General features: G+C 46.8%; 26 protein-coding genes and 1 pseudogene. 18 read left to right on the forward strand and 9 right to left on the reverse strand.

Annotation, left to right across the window (positions count from 1 at the left end; all coding sequences use genetic code 11):
• The first annotated feature begins 171 nt into the window (after positions 1-171).
• The 6 genes from rutA to rutF are packed head-to-tail and all read left to right on the forward strand — an operon-like array spanning position 172 to position 4,263.
• Complete coding sequence (rutA, locus tag DES37_RS07810) at positions 172-1,263, forward strand: pyrimidine utilization protein A (RefSeq protein ID WP_036107956.1); 1,092 nt, start codon at positions 172-174, stop codon at positions 1,261-1,263.
• Positions 1,263-1,961: a pyrimidine utilization protein B gene (rutB, locus tag DES37_RS07815; protein WP_036107953.1), complete on the forward strand. Its 699-nt coding sequence runs from the start codon at positions 1,263-1,265 to the stop codon at positions 1,959-1,961. Before rutA ends, rutB begins: the two co-directional genes overlap by 1 nt.
• A gap of 10 nt (positions 1,962-1,971) precedes the next feature.
• Positions 1,972-2,370: a pyrimidine utilization protein C gene (gene rutC / locus DES37_RS07820; RefSeq protein WP_036107950.1), complete on the forward strand. Its 399-nt coding sequence runs from the start codon at positions 1,972-1,974 to the stop codon at positions 2,368-2,370.
• Positions 2,367-3,167, forward strand: a complete 801-nt coding sequence (gene rutD, locus DES37_RS07825; RefSeq protein WP_110025444.1) for a pyrimidine utilization protein D — start codon at positions 2,367-2,369, stop codon at positions 3,165-3,167. The genes rutC and rutD overlap by 4 nt, the downstream gene beginning before the upstream one ends.
• 11 nt (positions 3,168-3,178) lie before the next feature.
• Positions 3,179-3,769 (forward strand): malonic semialdehyde reductase, encoded by a 591-nt coding sequence (locus DES37_RS07830; protein WP_110025445.1) that lies wholly within the window; start codon positions 3,179-3,181, stop codon positions 3,767-3,769.
• 8 nt (positions 3,770-3,777) lie between these two features.
• On the forward strand, positions 3,778-4,263 hold the full coding sequence (gene rutF / locus DES37_RS07835; protein WP_036107944.1) for an NADH-dependent FMN reductase RutF: 486 nt from the start codon (positions 3,778-3,780) through the stop codon (positions 4,261-4,263).
• A gap of 4 nt (positions 4,264-4,267) precedes the next feature.
• On the opposite strand, the gene DES37_RS07840 is transcribed toward rutF, so the two are convergent.
• Entirely contained in the window at positions 4,268-5,176 is a 909-nt protein-coding gene (locus tag DES37_RS07840) for a DMT family transporter (RefSeq protein WP_110025446.1), read from the reverse strand.
• A 265-nt stretch (positions 5,177-5,441) separates the two neighbouring features.
• On the opposite strand from DES37_RS07840, the gene DES37_RS07845 reads away from it, so the two are divergent.
• The 6 genes from DES37_RS07845 (at position 5,442) to DES37_RS07870 (ending at position 10,796) form a co-directional block, all read left to right on the forward strand.
• Positions 5,442-5,669, forward strand: a complete 228-nt coding sequence (locus DES37_RS07845) for a YccJ family protein (RefSeq protein ID WP_036107940.1) — start codon at positions 5,442-5,444, stop codon at positions 5,667-5,669.
• Between the two features lie 146 nt (positions 5,670-5,815).
• Positions 5,816-6,688: a carbohydrate ABC transporter permease gene (locus DES37_RS07850; RefSeq protein WP_110025447.1), complete on the forward strand. Its 873-nt coding sequence runs from the start codon at positions 5,816-5,818 to the stop codon at positions 6,686-6,688.
• On the forward strand, positions 6,678-7,562 hold the full coding sequence (locus tag DES37_RS07855; protein WP_110025448.1) for a carbohydrate ABC transporter permease: 885 nt from the start codon (positions 6,678-6,680) through the stop codon (positions 7,560-7,562). The genes DES37_RS07850 and DES37_RS07855 overlap by 11 nt, the downstream gene beginning before the upstream one ends.
• Before the next feature lie 12 nt (positions 7,563-7,574).
• Positions 7,575-8,411, forward strand: coding sequence for a phosphodiesterase (locus DES37_RS07860; RefSeq protein WP_110025449.1), 837 nt, complete (start codon positions 7,575-7,577; stop codon positions 8,409-8,411).
• Positions 8,405-9,481: an ABC transporter ATP-binding protein gene (locus DES37_RS07865; RefSeq protein WP_110025450.1), complete on the forward strand. Its 1,077-nt coding sequence runs from the start codon at positions 8,405-8,407 to the stop codon at positions 9,479-9,481. The genes DES37_RS07860 and DES37_RS07865 overlap by 7 nt, the downstream gene beginning before the upstream one ends.
• Positions 9,474-10,796 carry an ABC transporter substrate-binding protein gene (locus tag DES37_RS07870; RefSeq protein WP_036107924.1) on the forward strand — a complete coding sequence of 441 codons (1,323 nt, stop codon included), beginning with the start codon at positions 9,474-9,476 and terminating at the stop codon, positions 10,794-10,796. Before DES37_RS07865 ends, DES37_RS07870 begins: the two co-directional genes overlap by 8 nt.
• Positions 10,797-10,856: 60 nt before the next feature.
• Here the strand turns inward: DES37_RS07870 and DES37_RS07875 are convergent, their stop codons facing one another.
• Positions 10,857-11,672 carry a shikimate 5-dehydrogenase gene (locus DES37_RS07875; RefSeq protein WP_110025451.1) on the reverse strand — a complete coding sequence of 272 codons (816 nt, stop codon included), beginning with the start codon at positions 11,670-11,672 and terminating at the stop codon, positions 10,857-10,859.
• 97 nt (positions 11,673-11,769) lie between these two features.
• On the opposite strand from DES37_RS07875, the gene DES37_RS07880 reads away from it, so the two are divergent.
• Positions 11,770-13,509, forward strand: coding sequence for an SgrR family transcriptional regulator (locus DES37_RS07880; protein ID WP_110025452.1), 1,740 nt, complete (start codon positions 11,770-11,772; stop codon positions 13,507-13,509).
• 152 nt (positions 13,510-13,661) lie between these two features.
• Here the strand turns inward: DES37_RS07880 and DES37_RS07885 are convergent, their stop codons facing one another.
• The 4 genes from DES37_RS07885 to DES37_RS07900 form a co-directional block, all read right to left on the reverse strand.
• Complete coding sequence (locus DES37_RS07885; protein ID WP_110025453.1) at positions 13,662-14,120, reverse strand: GNAT family N-acetyltransferase; 459 nt, start codon at positions 14,118-14,120, stop codon at positions 13,662-13,664.
• A 284-nt stretch (positions 14,121-14,404) separates the two neighbouring features.
• Positions 14,405-14,890 (reverse strand): lysozyme inhibitor LprI family protein, encoded by a 486-nt coding sequence (locus DES37_RS07890; RefSeq protein WP_110025454.1) that lies wholly within the window; start codon positions 14,888-14,890, stop codon positions 14,405-14,407.
• The gene (locus DES37_RS07895) at positions 14,856-15,422 is read right to left on the reverse strand and encodes a lysozyme family protein (protein ID WP_170123747.1); all 567 of its coding nucleotides are present in this window, start codon (positions 15,420-15,422) and stop codon (positions 14,856-14,858) included. Before DES37_RS07895 ends, DES37_RS07890 begins: the two co-directional genes overlap by 35 nt.
• 192 nt (positions 15,423-15,614) lie before the next feature.
• Entirely contained in the window at positions 15,615-15,833 is a 219-nt protein-coding gene (locus tag DES37_RS07900) for a DUF1737 domain-containing protein (protein ID WP_110025456.1), read from the reverse strand.
• Between the two features lie 336 nt (positions 15,834-16,169).
• On the opposite strand from DES37_RS07900, the pseudogene DES37_RS26165 reads away from it, so the two are divergent.
• The 4 genes and pseudogenes from DES37_RS26165 to DES37_RS07925 form a co-directional block, all read left to right on the forward strand.
• A pseudogene (locus DES37_RS26165) lies at positions 16,170-16,310 on the forward strand (tyrosine-type recombinase/integrase); the annotation flags it as partial.
• Between the two features lie 263 nt (positions 16,311-16,573).
• Entirely contained in the window at positions 16,574-17,794 is a 1,221-nt protein-coding gene (locus tag DES37_RS07910; RefSeq protein WP_110025457.1) for a tyrosine-type recombinase/integrase, read from the forward strand.
• A gap of 67 nt (positions 17,795-17,861) precedes the next feature.
• Positions 17,862-19,070, forward strand: coding sequence for a hypothetical protein (locus tag DES37_RS07915; protein ID WP_146211502.1), 1,209 nt, complete (start codon positions 17,862-17,864; stop codon positions 19,068-19,070).
• A 385-nt stretch (positions 19,071-19,455) separates the two neighbouring features.
• Positions 19,456-20,202, forward strand: a complete 747-nt coding sequence (locus tag DES37_RS07925; protein WP_110025459.1) for a hypothetical protein — start codon at positions 19,456-19,458, stop codon at positions 20,200-20,202.
• A gap of 653 nt (positions 20,203-20,855) precedes the next feature.
• On the opposite strand, the gene pilV is transcribed toward DES37_RS07925, so the two are convergent.
• Positions 20,856-22,322, reverse strand: coding sequence for a shufflon system plasmid conjugative transfer pilus tip adhesin PilV (gene pilV, locus DES37_RS07930; protein WP_110025460.1), 1,467 nt, complete (start codon positions 22,320-22,322; stop codon positions 20,856-20,858).
• Between the two features lie 181 nt (positions 22,323-22,503).
• On the opposite strand from pilV, the gene DES37_RS07935 reads away from it, so the two are divergent.
• Positions 22,504-22,902 (forward strand): H-NS family histone-like protein, encoded by a 399-nt coding sequence (locus tag DES37_RS07935; RefSeq protein ID WP_110025461.1) that lies wholly within the window; start codon positions 22,504-22,506, stop codon positions 22,900-22,902.
• Positions 22,903-23,029: 127 nt separating this feature from the next.
• On the opposite strand, the gene DES37_RS07940 is transcribed toward DES37_RS07935, so the two are convergent.
• Complete coding sequence (locus tag DES37_RS07940; protein ID WP_110025462.1) at positions 23,030-23,383, reverse strand: conjugal transfer protein TraD; 354 nt, start codon at positions 23,381-23,383, stop codon at positions 23,030-23,032.
• Positions 23,380-23,631: a hypothetical protein gene (locus DES37_RS07945; protein WP_110025463.1), complete on the reverse strand. Its 252-nt coding sequence runs from the start codon at positions 23,629-23,631 to the stop codon at positions 23,380-23,382. The genes DES37_RS07940 and DES37_RS07945 overlap by 4 nt, the downstream gene beginning before the upstream one ends.
• Between the last annotated feature and the right edge of the window lie 131 nt (positions 23,632-23,762).

A 23,762-nucleotide genomic window follows, 5' to 3' on the forward strand; every position in this document is an offset into this window, starting at 1 on the left:
TCCACTTTATTAACCTTACTTTTTTTGCGTTATTTATTAACTATTTAATAATAAATACTTTTTTGTTTTTGGCATCACAATTGCAACATTTCCGCTACAGCGTGGTGACAGGAAATGCCGGCAGGATGCCAGGCCCATGCATTTACTCAACCAAGACGTGCGAGGTTCGTGATGAAAATCGGTGTATTCATTCCTATCGGTAACAACGGCTGGCTGATTTCAACCAATGCGCCACAGTACATGCCAACGTTTGAGCTGAATAAAGCGATTGTGCAAAAAGCAGAGCATTACCACTTTGACTTTGCCCTTTCGATGATCAAGTTGCGTGGTTTCGGCGGTAAAACCGAATTTTGGGATCACAACCTGGAATCGTTCACCCTGATGGCAGGCCTGGCTGCCGTCACATCAAAAATTCAGATTTACGCAACAGCCGCAACACTGACTCTGCCTCCGGCTATTGTCGCCCGTATGGCATCCACCATAGATTCCATTTCCGGTGGGCGCTTTGGGGTAAACCTGGTTACCGGCTGGCAAAAACCTGAATACGAACAAATGGGCATGTGGCCGGGGGATGAATACTTTTCCCGCCGTTACGATTACCTGACTGAGTACGTGCAAGTTTTGCGGGACCTGTGGGGTAAAGGCCAGAGCGACTTCAAAGGTGAATTTTTCACGATGAACGACTGCCGCCTCAGCCCGCGCCCGGAGCAACCGGTGAAAGTTATTTGCGCCGGGCAAAGTGATGCCGGAATGGCGTTCTCAGCACAATACGCCGATTACAACTTCTGTTTTGGGAAAGGTGTTAACACCCCTGGAGCCTTCGCTCCCACGGCCGCACGTATGAAAGCAGCGGCAGAGCAAGCCGGGCGTGATGTTGGCTCCTACGTGTTGTTCATGGTGATAGCCGATGAAACAGACGAAGCCGCCCGCGCTAAATGGGAACACTACAAAGCCGGTGCCGACGAAGGTGCATTGTCCTGGCTGACAGAACAGAGCCAGAAAGATACCCGCTCGGGGAGCGATACCAATGTACGCCAGATGGCAGACCCGACTTCTGCCGTCAATATCAATATGGGTACCCTGGTGGGCTCATGGTCAACCGTCGCCCACATGCTCGACGAAGTGGCGACAGTCTCTGGCTGTGAAGGCGTACTGCTGACCTTTGACGATTTCCTGACAGGCATTGAAAACTTTGGCAAACACATCCAGCCATTAATGACCTGCCGCAAAGCTGTTCTACCCGCTCAACAGGAGGTTGCCTGATGAAAGATCTGACACTTGAAGCCCGCCCGGAAGCGATTTCGTTTTCCCCCGAACAAAGCGCATTAATTGTTGTGGATATGCAAAACGCCTATGCCAGCAAAGGCGGTTATCTCGACCTTGCCGGGTTTGATGTTTCAGCTACCGGCCCGGTGATTGAAAAAATCAACATTGCCGTCAGTGCTGCACGGGCCGCCGGGATCCCGGTTATCTGGTTCCAGAATGGCTGGGATGAACAGTATGTTGAGGCAGGTGGCCCGGGCTCACCTAACTGGCACAAATCCAACGCGCTGAAAACCATGCGCCAGCGCCCGGAACTGGAAGGCAAATTACTGGCCAAAGGCGGCTGGGATTACCAACTGGTGGATGCGCTTAAACCAGAACCTGGTGACATTTTACTTCCCAAACCCCGCTACAGTGGCTTTTTCAATACCCCGCTCGACAGCATTTTGCGCAGCCGGGGAATTCGCCAGTTGTTCTTTACCGGCATCGCCACCAATGTCTGCGTGGAATCCACACTGCGTGATGGGTTCTTTTTGGAATATTTCGGCATTGTGCTGGAAGACGCCACACATCAGGCAGGACCGGCATTCGCTCAACAGGCCGCGCTATTCAATATTGAAACCTTCTTTGGCTGGGTTAGCGATGTACAAACATTTTGCGACACCCTTGATACCAAACCATTAGCCCGTATTGCATAAGGAACATACCATGCCAAAACAAGTGATTATCCCTGCTGGTACCACAACGCCTATCGCGCCTTTTGTTCCTGGCACACTGGCAGACGGCGTGGTTTATGTTTCCGGCACACTGCCATTTGATAAACAAAACAATGTGGTGTACCCCGGCGACCCAAAGGCACAAACCCGCCACGTTCTGGAAACAATCAAAACCGTTATCGAGACAGCGGGCGGGACGATGGAGGATGTGACCTTCAACGCTATTTTTATCACCGACTGGAATCACTACGCCGCGATTAATGAAGTTTACGCAGAGTTTTTCCCGGGCGATAAACCGGCACGGTTTTGCATCCAGTGTGGTCTGGTTAAACCTGAAGCACTGGTGGAGATCGCCACCACTGCCCATATTGGCAACGGAGCTTCTGCATGAAACTGCACGTCCATGATGCGCCATACCCCGGCGCACCAATAATGGTGCTTAGTGCCGGGCTGGGTGGAAGCGGTAGCTACTGGGTGGCGCAAATCAGCGCCCTCAAAAGCCAATACCAGGTCATCACTTATGACCAGCGCGGTACCGGGGAAAACCAGGCTGAACTCCCGGCTGACTACACCATGGCAATGATGGCCGATGAGTTACACCACGCCCTGGCACACCTGGGTGTAACCCGTTACGCGGTTACCGGGCATGCACTCGGCGGGCTGATTGGCATGCAATTAGCCCTGAGCTACCCACAAGCCATTACCGCACTGGTGATTATTAACGGCTGGTTAAGCCTGAACCCACAAACTGCACGCTGCTTTGCCACCCGCGAGCAACTACTAAGCAGCGGTGGTGCAGCAGCCTGGAACCACGCACAACCGCTGTTTCTCTACCCGGCTGAATGGCTGGGTGAACAACAGCCACGGCTGGAAGCCGAAGAAGCGTTGCATAATGCCCACTTTCAGGGAGAAGCTAATTTGCGTGCACGCCTGGGTGCCCTGAAACAGGCCAATTTTGCCCACACGGCAGGCCAGATAATCCAGCCGGTACTGTTAATTTGCGCCAGAGACGACTTACTGGTTCCCTGGCACTGCTCACAACTGTTGCATGAGTGCCTTCCGGCAAGCCGCCTGTGTGTGATGCCCTGGGGAGCACATGCCTGTAACGTCACAGCCAGTGACACATTTAACAGCCTGTTACTCGATGGCCTGGCTGAATTACTCCCCGCCATGAGTGAAGCGAAATAAAAGGAGATGTTATGCAAGAAGCTCTGACGCCGGATGCGCTGGCGACACTGTATACCGGGGCGCACACGCACAGCCACTGGCTGGAAACACCTGTTCCGGACGCGTTACTGGTTCAACTGTATGACCTGGTGAAAATGGGGCCAACGTCTGCCAACTGTTCCCCTGCCCGCTTTTTATTTGTGCGAAGCCCGGAAGGGAAAGAACGCCTGAAGCCAGCTTTGTCCAGCGGAAACCTGGAGAAAACCATGCTGGCGCCGGTTACTGCCATTGTGGCCTGGGACCCGGCATTCTATGAGCAATTGCCCGCACTGTTTCCTCATGCTGACGCTCGCGCCTGGTTCACATCAAGCCCGGCGCTGGCAGAAGAAACCGCCTTTCGTAACAGCAGCCTGCAGGCCGCGTACCTGATAATGGCCTGCCGGGCGCTGGGGCTGGATACCGGGCCGATGTCCGGGTTTGACCAACAGAAAGTTAACGACACTTTCTTCGCGGATTCTGGCTGGAAAAGTAACCTGCTGATTAATATCGGTTATGGCGACAGCAGCAAAGTACATGCGCGCCTGCCGAGGCTGGATTTCGACGTGGCCTGCGGGCTGGAGTAGGAGGCAACATGCTGGAGAAAACCTTATTTCGTGATGCAATGTCGCGCCTCGGTGCGGCAGTGAACATCATCACCACCGATGGCCCGGCCGGGCGTGCCGGGTTCACCGCATCTGCTGTATGCAGCGTCACAGACGACCCGCCAACGCTACTGGTGTGCCTTAATCGCCAGGCTTCAGTGTGGCCGGTATTTAATGAAAACCGCCATTTGTGTGTCAATACACTGGCAGCTGACCAGTCCGAACTGTCTACATTGTTTGGCGGCAAAACCCCAATGGAAGCACGTTTCGCTGCCGCACAGTGGCGCACTGGAACCACAGGTTGCCCACTACTCGAAGGTGCGCTGGTCAGTTTCGACTGCCAAATAAGCCAGGTGGTGAGTGTTGGCACACACGATATTCTGTTTTGCCAACTGCAGGATGTAGTGAGCGCAGGCGCGCCACATGGTCTGGTCTGGTTTGACCGGCGCTACCACCCATTGATTAGCGCCGCCTGAGCCTTCAGTTATCTGGTGCCTGAGAAGCAGGGACAACTGCATCTTTCGCTTTTTTTCTGTGTTTCAGGCGCATTTCACTCACCAGGACACCCAGCACAATGAATACGCCCCCAACCAGAGCCAGCAACGGCAGGCGTTCACCGGCAAACCGCCCAAAGACACCGGCCCAGACCGGTTCCCCCGTGTAGATAACCGTCGCTCGTGTAGGGGAAACACTGCGCTGGGCCCAGTTCATTGTCACCTGAATAATGGCGCTAAAAATCCCCAGCCCAATGCCCACAAACCACAGCCGGGGCGTCATTACCGGTACAGATTCACCCGCTGGCAGCATGGTGGCAAATGCCACCAACGATGCTGTAGCCAGTTGCACCACCGTTACACGCTTCACATCCACTTTTCCGGCCCAGGCACTGATCAGGATAATTTCCGCCGCAATCGCCAGCGCACTGACCAGCGTTATCACTTCACCATGGCCTGGCGCCAGTAGTGAGCCTTGCGGCCCGGCCAGCAATACCAGCCCGACAAAGGCCAGTGCTATGCCTACCCAGGCCATTACCCCGGGCATTTTGCCCAGGCAAACCCATTGCAACAATGGCACCAGCGGCACATACATCGCGGTAATAAACGCAGACTTACTGCTGGGAATAAAATGCAGCCCCCAGGTTTGCAGGCTGTAACCGAAAGCAATCGAAATACCAATAGCAACCCCGGCTTTTAACTCCAGCATGGTCAAACCACGCAATGAGCGAAGCGAAAGCAGGCCTACTGCTACAGCCGCCGCAGCAAAACGTAACCCAACGAAGAAAAATGGGCCGCTGTCTGCCGTTGCATATTGCACAGCAAGGAATGTTCCCCCCCAGAACATGGTGATAAGCATCAGAATCGCTTCCTGGGGTTTAATGGAGAATTTCATCAGGGATTGCACAACCAGAAGAACCTGTTATCCGGAAAAAAGATGCTCAGTGTGCGCCCGGGATGACTGCGCTTCAAGAGGGCGCTCAAAATATCTCTGGCATACCACCAGCATGAATGGCGCTGGCTAAAAAATTGCCAGCAAATTTGCACTCTGCGCCATGGCACATATCTTTAATAGACAGGAAAGCGGTACGGAAAACCACAACCGCCCACCGGGTTCACAGTAAACATGTTTGGCTAAATACCCTGTTACAGGAGGCGTTATGACAAACCAGGCAAGTAAATTACATCACGTTGGTGAATGGGCTGCCTTGCGCAATACCTCACCGGAAATTGCCGAAGCGATTTTCGAGCTGGTGAATTACGACGAACAACTGGCCGAGAAAATGTGGGAAGAAGGCAACGATACAGCCCTGATTAAGGCCTTCGCCAGTACAGATAAACAAACCCTGTTCTGGGGAGAGCAAGCCATAGAGCGGCAAAACGTTTAATTGCTGTTGTCGCAAGGAGCGGGGTACCGCTCCTTGCCCGGATGCTGTACGCCTTTCATTAAACCGTCATCTCGGTGCCATGCTGTTGCAGTGTTCCCTCACCAGACTGTTTGCCTTCTGAGAGTGGTAATAAGGCAAATGCTGTTATGCGCAGAACCTGGCAAATTTGGTTAATCCTTGCCCCATCGCTGTTTTTTTTAGTGCTGTTTACCTGGTTTCCCCTGGTGCGGTCAGTTTATGACAGCCTGTTTGATACCCGGCTATCCAGTGAGGCCCCGGTTTTTGTTGGCCTGAATAATTTTGCTCGTCTGCTGGCAGACCCGGTTTTCTGGCGCGCGCTGACCAATAACCTGGTGTATATCGTACTGACTGTAGTACCGGGCATTACCCTGGCATTATTGCTGGCCGTCGCACTGTGGGAAAACCACCGGCTTAACCGCTGGCTGCGCACTGCGTTTTTCTTCCCCATGATTGTGCCCATGGTGAGCGCTGCAGCACTATGGTTGTTTATTTTTATGCCGGGGCTTGGGTTGCTGGACCATTACCTGGCTCTGTGGTTTGGCCCACAAAATAACAACTGGCTGGGGCGCAGCAATACCGCGCTGTTTGCATTAGCGCTGATTGGCGTCTGGAAGTTTGCCGGGTATTACATGCTGTTTTTCCTGGCCGGGCTGCAAGGCATACCCGCCTCAACACATGAAGCAGCGCGCATGGAAGGTGCCTCAGCCACACAGCGTTTCTTTCTGGTAACCCTGCCCTTGTTGCGCCCAACGCTTAGCTTTGTCCTGACCACTGCATTGATTTACGGCATTACTCAAATCGACCACGTTGCCGTAATGACCCAGGGCGGCCCGGATAACGCCACCACCGTGCTGCTCTATTACATCCAGAACCTTACCTGGGAAACCCATGATCTTGGTAAAGCATCTGCAGCAACCTTCCTGACACTGGCCGGGTTGTTCGCTTTCTCGCTATTCAACCTGAAGTGGCTGGAGAAAGGAGCCCACTATGAGCGCTGATATATCCCCGGTAACGTTGGCAACACGGCCTCGCCCCCTGGCGCGTGCCCGCACCACGCCTGTGCCTGCAATCACATTAACGCTCCTGTTACTGTGCCTGGCTTTGCTATGGATAAGCCCGTTCCTTTGGATGCTCTCTTCAGCATTCAGTGCCACCACATTTGGCGACGATATGGCATCGCTGCTCCCCCGAGGGCCACTCACGCTGGATAACTTCCGTGATGCGTGGCAGAGCGCCAACTGGCTGAGTCTGTATACCAACACACTGTTTTTTGCTGGCGGAACCTTTGTGGTGCAACTGGTGACCGCCACCACAGCAGGTTATGTGTTTGCCTGCCACCAGTTCCGTGGCAAACAAACGCTGTTCGCACTGTTTCTGGTGCAACTGATGGTGATGCCCGTCGTCATGATGGTGCCCAACATGCTCACGCTGAAAAGCCTGGGCCTGCTCAACACACTCACCGGGGTCATGATGCCCTACTTTACTTCTGCCTTCGGCGTATTTGTGATGCGCCAGGCCTTTATGGCTATCCCCAAAGAGATTGAAGAGGCGGCACTGATGGAAGGCTGTAGTTGGTGGCAGGTGTTGTATCACGTCATGTTGCCGGGTTCGTGGCCTTCCGTTCTCGCCTTTGCCACCGTCAGTATCACCTACCACTGGAATGAATATTTGTGGCCACTGATGATTCTCAATGACCCGGATAAACAAGTGCTTACTGTTGGCCTGGTGTCCTTTGCCATGGGCGCCGAGTCTGGCGGGCAGTGGGGCATGATCAGTGCCGGTACGCTGATGGTATGCCTGCCTTTAATACTGGCCTTCATTCTGTTTCAAAAGCAGTTCCTGAGAAGCTTTGGTTTTTCGGGTATTAAATAACGAGGTGTTTTTATGCTGTTAGCACAAATTTCTGATACCCATTTTCGCAGCCACAACCAGAAACTGTACGGGTTTATTGATGTGAATGCCGGCAACGCAGATGTTGTGGCTCAACTGAATGCACTGCGCGAAGCCCCTGATGCCGTAATTGTCAGTGGTGATATTGTGAATTGTGGCCGCCCGGATGAGTACCAGGTTGCCCGCCAGGTACTCGGCGCATTGCGTTACCCACTACTGGTGATACCGGGTAATCACGATGATAAAGCCCATTTTTTGGAATTTCTGCGCCCGTTATGCCCCCAGTTGGGAACTGACCCGGACAACATTCGCTATGCGGTTGACCACTTTGCCACCCGGCTTTTGTTTATTGATACCAGCCGACCAGGGACATCAAGTGGCTGGCTGACTCCGGAAACACTGGCATGGCTCGATAAGCAACTGGGCGACAACCCCGATAAACCCGCGACAGTCTTTATGCACCACCCGCCTTTGCCGCTGGGCAATGCGCAAATGGACCCTATCGCCTGTGAAAATGGCCATTTACTGCTGGAACTGATCACCCGCCACTCCAACCTTGTTCGGGTGTTCTGTGGGCACAACCATAACCTGTGTATGACGCAATACCGCCAGGCCATTATTGCCACCGTGCCCGGCACCGTACACCAGGTGCCATACCACCATGAAGATAACCGCCCGTATTACGACATGTCGCCCGCTGCATGCACCATGCACCGCCAGGTGGGTGAGCAATGGGTGAGTTACCAGCACTCTCTGGCGCACTTTGCCGGCCCGTGGCTGTATGACCCGCAGGCCAGTTGCCCCACTGAGGAGCCGTCATCGCCATGCTGAAGTTGCGAAACCTGAGTAAAACCTTTGACGGGAAGACTGCGCTACACCCACTGGCACTGGATATTCATGATGGCGAGTTTGTGGTACTGGTTGGGCCATCGGGATGCGGGAAAAGCACCCTGCTGCGCCTGATTGCCGGGCTGGAGGACACCACCACTGGCGATATCTGGCTGGATGACGAGCAAATCAATACGTTGCCAGCCGGGGATCGCAACTTTGCCATGATTTTCCAGAACTATGCGCTGTTTCCGCATTTATCGGTGCGGGACAACATTACCTTCGGCATGAAAGTGCGCAAAGAGGCAAAATCCGGGTGGCAGCCGCGCCTGGAAAAAGCCGCGCAAATGCTGCACCTGGAACCCTTATTAGACAGTAAACCGGGCAAACTCTCTGGTGGGCAACGCCAGCGTGTAGCGATGGCCCGTGCGATTGTCCGTGATCCGCAGTTGTTCTTAATGGATGAACCGCTTTCCAACCTGGATGCGCAGTTGCGTACCGAGGTGCGCGACAGCATTATGGCGCTGCACCAAACGCTGCGCATCAGCACCATTTATGTCACCCACGACCAGACCGAAGCGATGTCAATGGCGGACAGGATTGTGGTTATGAAAGATGGCGTGATTCAGCAAACCGGCCGCCCCGCCGACATTTACCACCATCCGGCCAATGTCTTTGTTGCCGGGTTTATTGGCTCGCCCGCCATGAACCTGCTGCTGTTACCCTGCAAAAACGGCCAGGTTTTCTTGGGGGAACAGGCAATCCCGCTGCCGGTAAGTGCCGGGCAGGCACACCAGGTATGGGTGGGGATTCGCCCGGAACATATTACCGATACCCCACAACCCGGCCAGTTTACCTTCGCCGCCACCCTTCGCCAGCGAGAACTGATGGGGGCCGACTATTTGCTCCACCTGACCACCCCGTTTGGGGATATGCGCTATTGCCGCCGCCACCGGGGAACCATTCCCGAATGTGGCGACATTCTTCAGCCCGGCTTTTCCCACGAAGACTTGCACTTTTTTGATGCTGACACACAGCTCAATTTATTACATCAGGAGACTATTCATGTTTAAGGCCACGCCTTTCCGGTTACCGGCTCTGGTATGCAGTTTAACCCTGGCGTTCACTGCCAGCGCACTGGCAAAAGAAAAGATAGATTTTATGTTTCCGGCCCCGGTCGACGGCAAGCTGACCATGGAAATGAACCGTATCATTAAAACCTTTAATGATTCACAACAGGATGTTGAGGTGCGCGGGATTTTTACCGGCAATTACGACACCACTAAAATTAAAGCAGAATCAGCTCAGAAAGCCGGGCAACCACCAGCGCTGGTGATTATGTCCGCCAACTTCACCACCGACCTGGCACTGAAAAAAGAAATACTGCCCATGGACGAGATCCTGAAATACGGCAACCTGAAAGCAAATGATTTCCTGGAGCAAAATTTCTGGCCTGCCATGTGGAAAAATGCCCAGGTGATGGGTGAAACTTATGCCATTCCGTTCCACAACTCCACGCCAATTCTCTATTACAACAAAACGCTGTTTGCGAAAGCCGGTATAACCCAGCCCCCTCAAACCTGGGCAGAATTACGCGCCGACGCGCTTAAACTGACCAACAAAGACCAGGGCCAATGGGGAATCATGATGCCCTCTACCAATGATGATTACGGCGGCTGGATCCTCTCAGCATTAGTTCGCGCCAATGGCGGTAACTACTTTAACGACACGTGGCCGGGCGAAGTGTATTACAACTCCCCCACCACCATTGGTGCCCTACGTTTCTGGCAAAACCTGATTTACCAGGACCATGTGATGCCCTCTGGCGTGCTGAACGCCAAACAAATCAGCGCGGCATTTTTTTCCGGGAAATTGGGTATGGCGATGCTCAGTACCGGAGCGCTGGGCTTTATGCGTGACAACAGTAAAGATTTTGAGTTAGGGGTTGCCATGCTGCCAGCTAAAGAGCAACGTGCGGTGCCAATTGGCGGTGCCAGCCTGGTCAGCTTTAAAGGCATTTCCGAAGCTCAGAAAAAAGCGGCCTGGGAGTTTCTGAATTACCTGGTCAGCCCGAAAATTAATGGTGAATGGAGCCGCTTTACCGGTTACTTCTCGCCACGTAAAGCAACCTATGACACACCAGAAATGAAAACATACCTGGCAAACGACCCACGAGCCGCAATTGCTCTTAAACAGTTACAGTACGCTCACCCCTGGTATGCCACCTATGAAACGGTTGCGGTACGTAAGGCGATGGAGAACCAGTTAGCTGCTGTGGTTAACGACCCTAAGGTGACACCGGAAAGTGCCGCCCGGGCAGCACAAGAGCAGGCTGACACCATCATGAAACCCTATGTAGACAGCACTGCGCTGGCCCCAGTGAAATAACCTTTTTTAGCTGGTAATCCCCGGCGGCCACAAGGACGTGGCTGCCAACAGATTTACGCTTTACTGGCGTGACCAGGCTGAGGCCTGACTGAAAAGTTCGGCTGAAGGGCGAATACCGGTATACAGTACAAACTGCTCAACGGCCTGAATGGCAAAAACTTCAGAACCCGTTATCACTGTTTTCCCCAGTTCCTGAGCGTAGTGAATCAATGGCGTAACAGCGGGTAGTGCCACCATGTCAAACACCGTGCTTGCTGCCTGGATTTTATCCTCTGCCCACGAAAGTTGGCTTGCCTGTGCCCCCTCCATGCCCAGGGGTGTCGCGTTGATCAATATATCTGCCGCGCACTGCGCTTCTGTTGCACACCACTGGTAACCATATAATTTCGCCAGCGCCTGGCCTGCCACGGCATTACGGGCAACAATATAGCCCTTACTGAACCCGGCATCTTTCAGTGCACAGGCAGCCGCTTTTGCCATTCCGCCACTGCCTTTCAGGGCAAACACCCTGTTCGGATCGAGGGCGTAATCTGCCAGTAATTGCCGGATAGCAATATAGTCCGTGTTATAAGCCTTAAGGTGGCCATTGGTGTTGACAATCGTATTCACTGCCTGAATACCCTGCGCCGAGGCATCCATTTCATCCACCAGTGGAATACAGGCTTCTTTGAAAGGCATGGAAATGGCACACCCACGGATTCCCAGTGCCCGTATTCCCTGTATAGCACCTTCCAGGTTTTGAGTAGTGAAGGCTTTGTACAGATAATCCAGATCCAGCGCATCGTACAGGTAGTTATGGAACCTGGTACCAAAATTACTGGGGCGAGCCGCCAGTGACATACAGACCTGGGTATCTTTGTTCAGTTTTTTTGCCATGCTGGTTTCCTGAGTTGCAGTTTTCTCTGCAGTGGAGTATTGAATAAAAAGATGACCTAAAAAATTGTCCACTTTAGCGAGAAAAATTTCCCCTTTTATGGCTAACCGGCTCACTGAACAGAAATACCTCAAGCTACTGGCGGTTTATGGCAATACGCCAGCCAGTGTAACCTTACAAGAACTGGCAGACCGGCTGTTTTGTACCCGCCGCCATATGCGCACGCTGCTGCAACAAATGCAGGATAACGGCTGGCTTGACTGGCAATCCCGCCCCGGGCGTGGCCTGCGGGCACAATTGCACTTATTGCGTACCCCCACGCAACTCAGCCAGGCTGAAGCCGAACAGTTGCTGGATGCAGGTCGGCTGGACGAAGCGATTGCACTGCTGGGGCAGGATAAACAGCAGGTAACCCAACTGTTGCGCTCGAAACTTGGCTACAGCGTGCAGGCAGATTACCAGCGCTTACGTATCCCTTATTACCGCACCATGCCTTGTTTGCTACCTGGCACCGCCTTACGCCGCTCGGAACAGCACCTGGTCAGGCAAGTTTTTAGTGGGCTGACCCGCATAAATGAGGAAAAAGGTGAAGTGGAGCCCGACCTGGCTCACCGCTGGCACCAGGCGACTCCTCTTTGCTGGCGTTTTTTCCTGCGCCCCTGTGTGCAATGGCATGACGGGAAACAAGTGACAAGCAGCGATGTAGTGAAATCACTGGTGCGCAGTGCCGAACTGCCGTTGTTTTCCCACCTGAACACCATCAGGGCAACTGGCCCACTCAGCCTGGAAATCGCATTATCTCAGCCAGACGACCAGTTACCACAACTTCTGGCGCATGTTGATGCTTTGATAGTGCGTACAGACCAACTGTCTGTGGCAACACCAGTGGGCTCCGGGCCTTATCGGGTGGATGAAAACAGCGACTGGCTCCTGAGGTTTAAGGCTTTTGATAACTACTACGGGCTGCGTGGCCTGTTGGATGAAATAGAGGTCTTTACCTGGCCGGATTTAACATCCACTGCTGCAGGTGCTCCCCCACTGGATATTAAAACCTCTGCCTGGCTCAGCTCCAGCCTGAGCGATGAAGCTTATATTGCCGGGCTTGCCCGAAAGCTGACCGGGAAACCCACAGATGAAAACCCGGAGATGTTCCTGGAGCGCGGTGGTTATTTTTTACTGTGTGACAACCGCTCAGTACACTGGCACACAGACAGCCAGCGGCGCTGGCTGAGAAGCATTCTTAATCCATGGAATATACAGCCCCGGTTACAGGCAGAGATCCGCCCACTTTGGGTACCAGGTGGGAGTGTACTGCCAGACTGGTTCCATACACTGGAAGATGGCCCAGGTGTTTCCCCTTTTTCTGGCAAGGAGCCACACCCAGTATTGCGCCTGGCATACCCGCAAACACACCCGGAATTCGCCATGTTATTTAATATTATGGCCGGGTTACTGGCCGAACATGGCGTGGAGTTGCAAAGCGAAGCGTTGCCCTACACAACCTGGGCCGCCGGGGAATACTGTGCCGATATCTGGCTGGGCACCGTTAACTTCACGGTACCTGAAAACTGGCATGTAGCTGCATGGTTGCTGGGTTCACCATTATTGCGGCGCTGTGCTTTCGGGGGCGAAACGGACAGGGTTAATGCTCAGCTCTCAAACTGGCGAACAGGTGCTGTAAGTGCCAGGCAGTTAATTGGGGAAGTGACTGAATCAGGCTGGTTACAACCGCTTTTTCACCACTGGATGAGGCTGAAAGGCCCTGCGGGGGTACAGGGACTGCACCTGAATAACCTCGGGTGGTTTGATTTTACTTCGGCGTGGATAATGCCTGAATGATGAAGAAATAACCCACTCCCCGTTACCGGAGACAAACCAGCCCAAAGCTTTCTGGCTGCTTGCGGTATATTTTAGAGGGGAGGTTTTTCAAACGCTATTTTACGTAACTTACGTCTACCCCAGTGGCAAGTGACTTTGTCAGCATAATATAATTAAATTTTAATCCTGTATGAGTAACCAATAATCTCCGAAACCTCATCAGGGTTCATGGAGTTGTAAAGCATATTCGCTGCATGATTTTCTGATTCAGCACCAAGCCAAACTTCTTTGCAATTGTGCTCTCTCGCCAGTTGCAGTAATTTCTGCATAATGAATTTACCCACACCTTTTTGCCTTTGATCCATGCAAACATCAATCTCGTCTATGTAAAGCCAGCAGTCGTTGTTATAAGGCTTCATTTCTATTCTCGATGAGGAAATCCCTAGTAGCTTTTCGTCATTACCCCCTGATGAATAGCAGGAAAGAAATATTACCCCTTCCATAGATAAATAATTTCTCAACGCACTCTCAGAGTATCCAAAAATCTGATTTGAGGCATCCCAGGAAGCATTATTTATATCTGATATGATTTTTTCTAAATCATCTCCCAGAGAAAATATTCTTGCTTTCATTTATGTAATCCCATTATTAAGACAAGCAATAATTACGCGCTCTACTAATGAAAACTAACAGTAGTGGAGCGCTATAATCACGAATCATGTAATTTTACAGATTTTTGATACATTGCTGAGTTCTTCAGCCAGATTCAGCAAGCCGGTTTTGTGTTTGATGACGGGATCGGTAGTATGATGCATGAAAGTTACCTCTTTTTTATATAAGGATTCGACACCCATATCAAAACCAGTAACTATCAACCTTCAAGACCATGTGTCAGATCAAATCACGACTAATATATCTAATGAGTGATATTTTTTATCTCTGTAATCCTATTATTATTCATATTAATCAGACAACTCAACATCACTTCACCAAAAGCATGACCACTCTGCTCACTTGTTGTAAGCACTTGGCAAAAATTATCTCTATATTGAATCCAGTCATCTTGACTTTTTTTGAAAGCAGATAACATATTCTGTTTTTGCTCCTTAGTTCCCATCCACCATTTTGTATAATCAGCTTTTTCTAATTCATGATACTTCTCATTATACACGGTTAAAAGTTCACTTTTTGTTTTTTCATTCAATGAACCAAGACATTCATCATCTTCCTCACCATATTTTGCGATGCAATTTTCAAAAGCTTTATTTTTCAATACTGGTAGTGAGTCAGCAATAGCACTAAACTGAAACGCCAGAATGGGTAATAATAAAAATATTTTTTTCATTTTAAGTAATTCAACCGTAAAGTTAGCTTGCGATGAGTATTTTTTGATAAATATCATTTTTCAGACATGTAATAACATCTTGTATACTGCCATTTTTTGCCATTGCAACTACCATACAACCTGCTGTAACATTCCTTTGACATAGCGTATCAACAAAGGTATCTCTAATTTTCTGGGCAATATTATCCCGCGATATACGCGATGGTATTTTTGCCGAAAATTTTACATAAAGATATTTAGCATAATTAACTTTTTCAGCATATGATAGCTCAAAGACCCTGACATGCTGGTAATGACTAATTTCCCTTACAAGGATACCATAAGCTTCAATAAATTTATCAGCCTCACGTCCTGATAAATGTGATCCCAGAGCACAAATCTGTGCTTTATACTCCTCAATCCCGGCCTGTCTTAGTATCGAAGGTATTTCACCAGCACTTCGCTTTTTCATATAAAAACCACGCCCTAACGTTACACCAGTGTTATTGCCAGGATGGTGAAAAATGCGTGAGAACCAAGGCATACAAGAGGGTTGTCGAGAAGATTCCACTGCAATGATATAATCAGCGCCTTCTTTGTCGAAAGTCAACAACCCTTCCTTAACTGTCAAGATCTCCATGTCAATGGAGCCAGGCCTTCAAGGGTTTTAATGATGGACTCGACAATTGGGAAGGCAGAGGAATCTCCTGAACCCTGCGCACATTCTATTTCCCCAATCTTGCCTATTGATACATCTCTGAACGGCATGGGAAAGTCAAAAATATCTATTTAAGCTAAGAGATCACTCACACATCCCATCCCCGCGAGAAGCGTCCTTCTTAAGAATGACTGCTTGCGCTGCAATAACGCATTTCTTATCAGAATCGTAAGCCAGTGAAGGGGAACCATATAATTCATATCCGCAATCCAACATAGCAGATACTCGCTTACAAAAAGCAGCATCATCAGGGCCAGTTAGCAGACGGTATCGAGGCATTTCTGTTGATGATTTTTCGCTCATTACTAATCCCGGATAAAAAATCTGAATACTATATTTACCATAACGAGATCCTTTTGCGCATAAGAGGATACTTGCTCATACAAAAAAGCACTTCACTTCCCCAAAAATAGTCATTTCTACCAATAAACGAGGAAGTCAGTGGCCCGGACAGATACATTAAAGATAATGAATATGAAGCTATCTTTAACCATGCTGATTATGTTGTACAAGTAGGGATGTAGATTACATATTGGTGCGCCGCCCGGCTGGCTGACGTCCTTGGAATTTACTAAAAGAGGTTTTAGCCACCGCTGGGAAAGCGCCAGGCAAAAAGCATCTGTTCATCTCGGGTATGATTTGGACTGTACCTTTCATGATCTGAAGGCTAAAGGAATTTCTGATTACAAGGGGAGCACCAGAGATAAGCAGCTATTCAGTGGACATAAAACCGAGAGTCAGGGGCTCATTTATGACCGGAAAACGAAGGTATCACCTTAACTGGATCTGCCTCTTATTGAGGAATAAATATTCCTACAGCCAAAAGCAAGAAGGGGTTACCTTTCGGTAACCCCTTCTTTTATATGGCGGAAGCGCAGTCCGCCAAATTAATGTCCGAAAATGTCAGAAATAGTTCATTTTTACCATTAATAAACAATATATTGTCAAAATAGATTGTTCGAGGACGTCTTGCGACATCCGAAAAAATCTGACATTTTATGCAGTACCTTATGCATGGCGGGTTGTATGACAGGATTTAACATATGCCAAAGAAAGCCAAAGAACTCACCGGACTGGCTGTTTCAAAGCTAAAAACTGAAGGCTCTTATGCGGTTGGAGGAGTTGACGGTTTGTATCTCCGGGTCCGGGGTCAGTCCCGTTCATGGATACTTTGTATTGCAATGGGAGTCAGAGTAAACAGATTAGGCAGAACAGTCCCCAGACGTTTAAATATGGGACTTGGTGCCTACCCTGAAGTCTCCTTAGCCGATGCCCGTGATAAGGCCCGTGAGCTGCGTAAGCAAGTCCGTAATGGTGTTAATCCACTTGAAGAAAAACACGCCGCCAGAGCAGAACAAGAAAAGCTGGCTCATAAGAGAAAGACATTTACCGAATGCGCCGAAGATGTCATCGAAATTAAGGCCAAGGAACTTAAAAATCAGAAACACATCGCACAATGGCGTTCAACGCTTGAGGCCTATGCTTACCCTGTCGTAGGTGAAAAGCCTATCAGCTCAATCACGAAAGTTGATGTACTGGCAATACTTGAACCTATCTGGTTAACAAAAAATGAAACCGCCAGCCGCCTGCGTGGTCGCATAGAAGCCATTATTGATTACGCCAAGGCGAAAGAATACTTTGAGGGCGATAACCCAGCTTCATGGAAAGGTATGCTTAAACCCCTGCTACCAATGCCAAGTAAGGTGCAGCAACAAAAACATCATGCAGCCCTGCCCTATAGTGAGATCAAACCCTTTATCTCCGAACTGCAGAAACGAGCAGGCATTTCAGCACGAGCACTGGAGTTTTCAATCCTGACCGTTGCCCGTTCTGGTGAGGTCCGGGGTGCTGAATGGAATGAAATTGATCTGAAGAACAAAACGTGGACCATTCCCGCCAGCAGAATGAAAGCCAGTAAAGAACATCGTGTACCGCTGTCTGACGCTGCGGTAGCTTTGTTAAAAGCCTTACCACGTTTCAAGGACAATAATCTTGTATTCCCTGCCCCACGCGGTGGACAGCTATCAGATATGTCTTTGCTGGCAGTATTAAAGCGAATGAATCATTCAGGCTTAACCCAGCACGGCTTCCGTTCAACGTTTCGTGACTGGGCTGGTGAAACAACAGACCACCAACGTGAAGTTATTGAACATGCGCTGGCACATCAACTGGCTGATAAAGCAGAGGCAGCTTATCAGCGGGGAACGTTATGGCCTAAACGCGTTGCACTGATGGATGACTGGGCGGGGTATTGTTCGGCTTGATACGTGCCTTTTCTTTAATGCTGAGGTTAAGTCGTATTTAACAGAGGTTATTAATAGGAAATTCATAATGATAGAAAATATTGACATCAACAAACTTGAGATCATTCCAACATCGAAACTTAGCGCTCAATCTTTAAATGGAAATAAAAAACCCTCTGCTACCAGTAAAACGATTTGGATATTTAAAGAACATATAAGAGCAGTAGATCTTTATTGTTATTTCAATGTAAGGTTTGGAAAACCTAATGGTTTATTTACTCTTCTCAAAAATCATCACGATTCTGATAATTTGATTCATTGGGACTATACTTTTAGCTATGGAGATAAGCAACTAACAATTCTTTGTAAAACATATTACATAGAAGTAATAAAAAACTTCGACATATCAGATGAGAAAAAAGCCAAAGAGAAATTTTTAACTGATATAAAAAATGATTTTCAAAACTATGGACGGGATATTTCAAACTTTAAGAAATCATTAGAGCCTTGGGTCTTATTTGTAAATCCATTTAAGAGACTTAAGCAAGTTATAGAATCGCAATTAGATAAGCTTGAAAAAATAGCAATCAGTGAAATCCCGCATTCTCTTGGATTTGATCCACGCACGAAACCAACAAAAAAAACTATCAAACGATGGGAAAAAGACAGTAAAGAAAAAGTAGATAAATATGTAGAGGCAACCTCATTGGGTCTGTCAGTGAGTATGTTATTACCTGTTTACGCTGAATCATTTATAAATTTCATAATATTTATGCTTGCTAAACCAGAAATTAAAAAAGACAAAAACACTTATGACAATGTATTAAGAATGCGTATCAACGAAAGAGTAAGTTTATTGCATGAAAATTGTATCGGATTCGCTCAACCTGTAGATTACAATCATGTTCAAGCATGCAAAGACTTTCATTCGATCATGAATAAAAGAAATGAGGTCTTGCATGGAAACATCAACCCAATGAATTACCTTTTTGACTCTGTTTATTTTGAATACAGGACCCCGTTATTTGAAACATTTAGAGACATAGAATATGATACTTATAAAGCAACATTACGAGGTATAGAATTTGAGAAAGTTGTAGATGATTATCAAAAGATCCAAGATTTTATTTCTTATATACTTTTATGCCTTGATGCTAAAGTCCTTGAACATGTAAAAATATTAATGGATACCGTACATCCGGGATGGCATAAAAAAGAAAATCGCCTTGGTGTATTATTTCCGAGCCATGCAATTGAGGGAATAGCAGTTTATGGTAAAAGTATAAACATAATATAATCGTATTGGATAATTAAGCTGATAGAAAGATCACACGCGATGAATAATGAAATCTAACAAGGCATTTATCGTCATTACATCCGCACTCTGACAATAGTGCCTTAATTGAATCCGGTTTATTGTCAGTGGATGCTGTAGAGCTTCAAATGAGCGACAAGTAAAGTAACCCTGTCGGTGAGGCTTATATCCACAAAGCCAAGCACATTGATCGGCCCCGCCTGATACTCCAGTGTTGAGCTGATTTCCTTGATGTTAACATCAACGACATGGTCAGGCCGTTTGAGTTTTCTCATCAAAAGTAAAGACTTGAAAAGCAAGAGTGGCTTGCCTCCCTTCTTTGATACATTAATATAAGTAGTTTAACAAAGAATGAAAGAGGCAATATATGTCATCCAGTAATAGCAATAGTAGTTCAACATTTTCTGTATTAAGCTTCGTAGATGGGTTGTGGGATTTAGCAAAAGTTGCAAAAGTAATTTATTTTACCCTGTGCTTTGATGTACTTTTTTTCTGTTTAAAAGGAAATGGTCTATTTGGTATTAAGCTGGGTAAAGAGTTCGACCTCTCATTAGCAGATCTGGCCGGAATGATTATAACTTTAGGTATTTTCTCATCGGTCATATTAGAAATAACAACCCTATGCTTTAATCTACTTCTAATAAGAATTAAATATAGTAATCTACTACAAAGTAAAGATGAGAGGATCTACTCAAAATCATCAACTGAAGTCCTTATGTCAGAGCTACGAGATGATGCCTTAGAAAATGGCGATGACATGTCATTAAAACTGTTTATGGAAGAAAAAAGCAAAAGAGAGAGAAATTATAAAGAAGGGAGAGCAACTGAAATAATTTCTTTTGGGACAATTTTCGTTTTCTCGATAGAATGGTATTTATCTGCATCAAATGGTTCCAGTCGAATGTTTATTGACTGGTTATGGGAGCAATCAAAACATAGTGATCCTACAACACCACATTATCTTATTGGTTTATTAGTTTCTACAGTATTACTTCTCTATGCAGTATCAGTTTGCTGGCCTAAAGAGGATGACCATAAAATATATTATCCCAAGCTTGCTAAAAAGCTGAGAAAAAAGGAAGATGAATGGAAGAAAAAAATTGACAATATGTAACGTAAAATGAAAGGGCTTTTTAGCCCTTTCTGTTTCCCTTTAAGGGAACACTCCACTGGAGTGAATACAGAACTCATTAGTGGGTCAACTAAATCAGACCATGAGTCTGTAAACCGCTCCTCATAAATTTGGCAATCAGACAATTCATTGAATTTAATACCCCCGAACAATTACTACTTAATATAACAATAATTCTTTCATATATATTTCTGTCTTTATAAATTGTATTGTTTTAAACATAAGAAATTGCATTTATTTTTTGAGTCGACTGTTATATAACATCCTGTGTATAAAGGGCTGTGCGAATATAGTATTATATATTCCAAAAAATAAAATCTGATGGATTGAATGGGAGTCCAACCCATACACCGCATCGCCGTATTGATAATTGGTTTTAGCCCCAATCTACGCGGCAGATGCAGATCACGCGATCAATCCATTTATAATCGATAAATAATGATATCTTATTTGAAAATGAAACACAAATTAATAGTTGTATTTTGCAGCGTTTATAACCAACCGCAAATTCCGTCTCGCCCAAGAAATGAGTGCATTTTTCTCAACATACTAATAACCACCTTACAATTATATTATCAGTTCAACTTCAATCCACTTTACTGAAAAATAATAGCATATGATTAAATTAACACTAACTATATAAAGCAATGAATGCCCATGTAATATGAAGAGTATTGAGTTCCATTATGCGCACGCCAGTTCATGTTTCCATTAGAGTCAGGGTTATCTGTCGGTATTAATTGTGTCAGCGCCATTTCTTGACCATCTATTCTGTATGTATTAATACATAATTTAAAACGTCCGAGATCTTTTGTTGTGCCCGGATAAATAGTAAAAACCCCGCCTACCTTCATATATTGTGGATTATTAGCCTTCCAAATACCGGACTGACATGAAAGAGTAGAACCAGCACTATTTTTCGATATCAGGCCGTTTGTGGTGCAGCTCCCTCCTTCGCTCGAAGTCATAGCAGGATAAAGATATTTACCTGTTATGGTTTCTGATGAGGTTATGTTACCTGATGCAACGATACTACCAGTACTATTGCCATCTGACCCTGAACTTACTATGAGATCACCATTATTGCTCTGTTTTCCCCATATCTGAAAGCGGGATTCAGAACTGGAACCACCAGAACGCCATAATGTCAGAGGCTTATTTGAACCTAATCTGAATTCATAATCGTTACCATCGCCGCCACCAATAACATAAGCATCACCGCCTCCATTGTGACCGATAAATTGACCACCGGCAGTAATATTCCCTGTAGAGGATATTGTATTATTAACCTGCATTGCCCCGGCAAACGTGGAAGCACCTCCCACCGTAAGTGTTGAACCAACGGTGGTTGCTCCTGTTGATTTTAATGTTGCTGCTGTTGCTGCTCCAGATGCGGTAATATTAACTGCATTCTTGATATTCTTACCCCCCATATTAAGATCACCTGTCATAGGGAGTGTCCCATCACGACGCAGGTAAACAGAATACATCGCAGAATCATATCCAACACGATAGGCCATAAGACCTGCACTGGAGATATTACTGTAATATGTTGATGTTTCTTTCCACGCCCCCTGCAGCCCTGATACAACGGTTGCTGATTGTGTCATTCCACTATCAATACCAGCTTCCTGCATAGCCTTACCTAATAAATCGTAGCGAAATTTACCGCCCTCACTCCAAGGTAAAGTTGTTGTGATTAGGCCATTAACCACATAGTTAGGAGTGATTCCTGAACGTTTTAACAGTATCTTATAAGAAGATTTATGAGCATTTACCCCGGTATATGATGCTGGCAATAACCCTTCATTAATAAGCGTCTGATAAGTGATTTCACAACCTGAACTATTGCACGTTCTTGGCCCCGGATCACTTGACTGGCTGCTGCTCGATGTAAGAGTGGAAAGCTTGTCATAGCGGATATTAATATAACCATTGACCGCCTCCCCGATCTGCTTTATTTGTTGACCAACAGCCTTAGCTATCACCGTTTCCTGTTCATTTTTCATATCCTGAAAACGCATAAAAGCCATCATACTACCGACACCCAGCACCAAAATGAGTTCCAGTAATGAGAACCCTTTCTTATTTTGTTTTTTCATTTTCATCGTCCTTTTTGTTTCACGTACATATCAATTAACAAAAATAAAAAAGAGGTCAAGGTTGGTGAAGATATAATCCATAAAAATAATTAACAATATATTTTAGGAGGGATAATTTTATCCATTATCGTCTTGTGTATGTTATCCTGCTCATGACCTTAAACACTCAGGATAAAAGATAATGACTGACGCTATTAAAACACTTAATAACATCCGTACCCTTCGCGCACAGGCACGAGAAACAGATCTGGCTACACTGGAAGAGATGCTGGAAAAATTAACAGCTATTGTCGAAGACAGACGCCAAGAAGAATCACTTGCACAGCAACAAAATGCTGAACGTCAGGCTAAAATCGAAGCGCTGCGTGCACAACTGCTTGAAGATGGTATTGACCCGTCCGAACTGCTGGCTAATCCTAAATCGTCTCGTCCGACTGTGGTTCGTGAGCCTCGTCCTGCTAAATACAAATACATTGATGAAAATGGTGATGAAAAGACATGGACAGGTCAGGGTCGTACACCAAAAGCGATTACTGCTGCACTGGAAGATGGTAAAACTCTGGAAGATTTCGCCATCTGAAATGGGGTGTGATTTATTGCCACGGAAGGCAGTAAAAATTGACTACCGCGCCCTCTGGGGCTTGGTCAACAGCTCCCCAGCCTAAAACAAGTTTTAAGCCGGAGAGCTGTTCGGACGTGAAATGATTTTATGGTTTGAATTTTTTGAGAACTCTTTCAATATAGATTTGTCCATTATTCTTATACCGTTCGAAATCGTGTATATGTAGATATGGAACTTCTAACAATATCCCAAAGAGTAATTGTTTATCTACCTCACTTATATCACAGTTTAAAACCTTGGCAACCTCTGCACCGAGAATTATTTTTTGTCGTGTATTTTCTTTTTTGTTATCTCTCTTTTCTTTTGCTTTAAGATAATTGAGCTTATTTTGTGCTCCAGCAATTTTTTGCTCAAGTGTTTTCTTTATTTCTGCCCTGCTTTTGCCACCCTGAAAAGCTTGACCTGTTAGATAGGTATTTTTTATTTCATCATCACTCATTTTTTACTCCATTGATTTCTATGATTATAAGGAACATTATTTCTGAACTCATCATCTGAAAGTGCTCGTTTGATTGATTTAATTCTGGAACGGAATTCTTTCTTTTCCTGTTTCTTTTTAAATTCAACTCTTATTTCTGTGATTATATTTTCTGCTTCACTATACGCTTTTTCCAGATCGGTATAGATTCCATTATCAAGTAATCGCTTTGCCTCAAGATCGATAGCTTCATCGTTATTTTTATACATAAAACCTCCCTGTATTAATTTCCTTATTACTTATTATCACAATTAATAAAATAATCAATAGCATGAGGGGTATTAATTAATATTATCCATTTCATGTTCAGCTAATAATTTTTTAACATATAACTATAATT

Source organism: Mangrovibacter plantisponsor (genome assembly GCF_003182475.1).
Taxonomy (GTDB): Bacteria; Pseudomonadota; Gammaproteobacteria; order Enterobacterales; family Enterobacteriaceae; genus Mangrovibacter; species Mangrovibacter plantisponsor.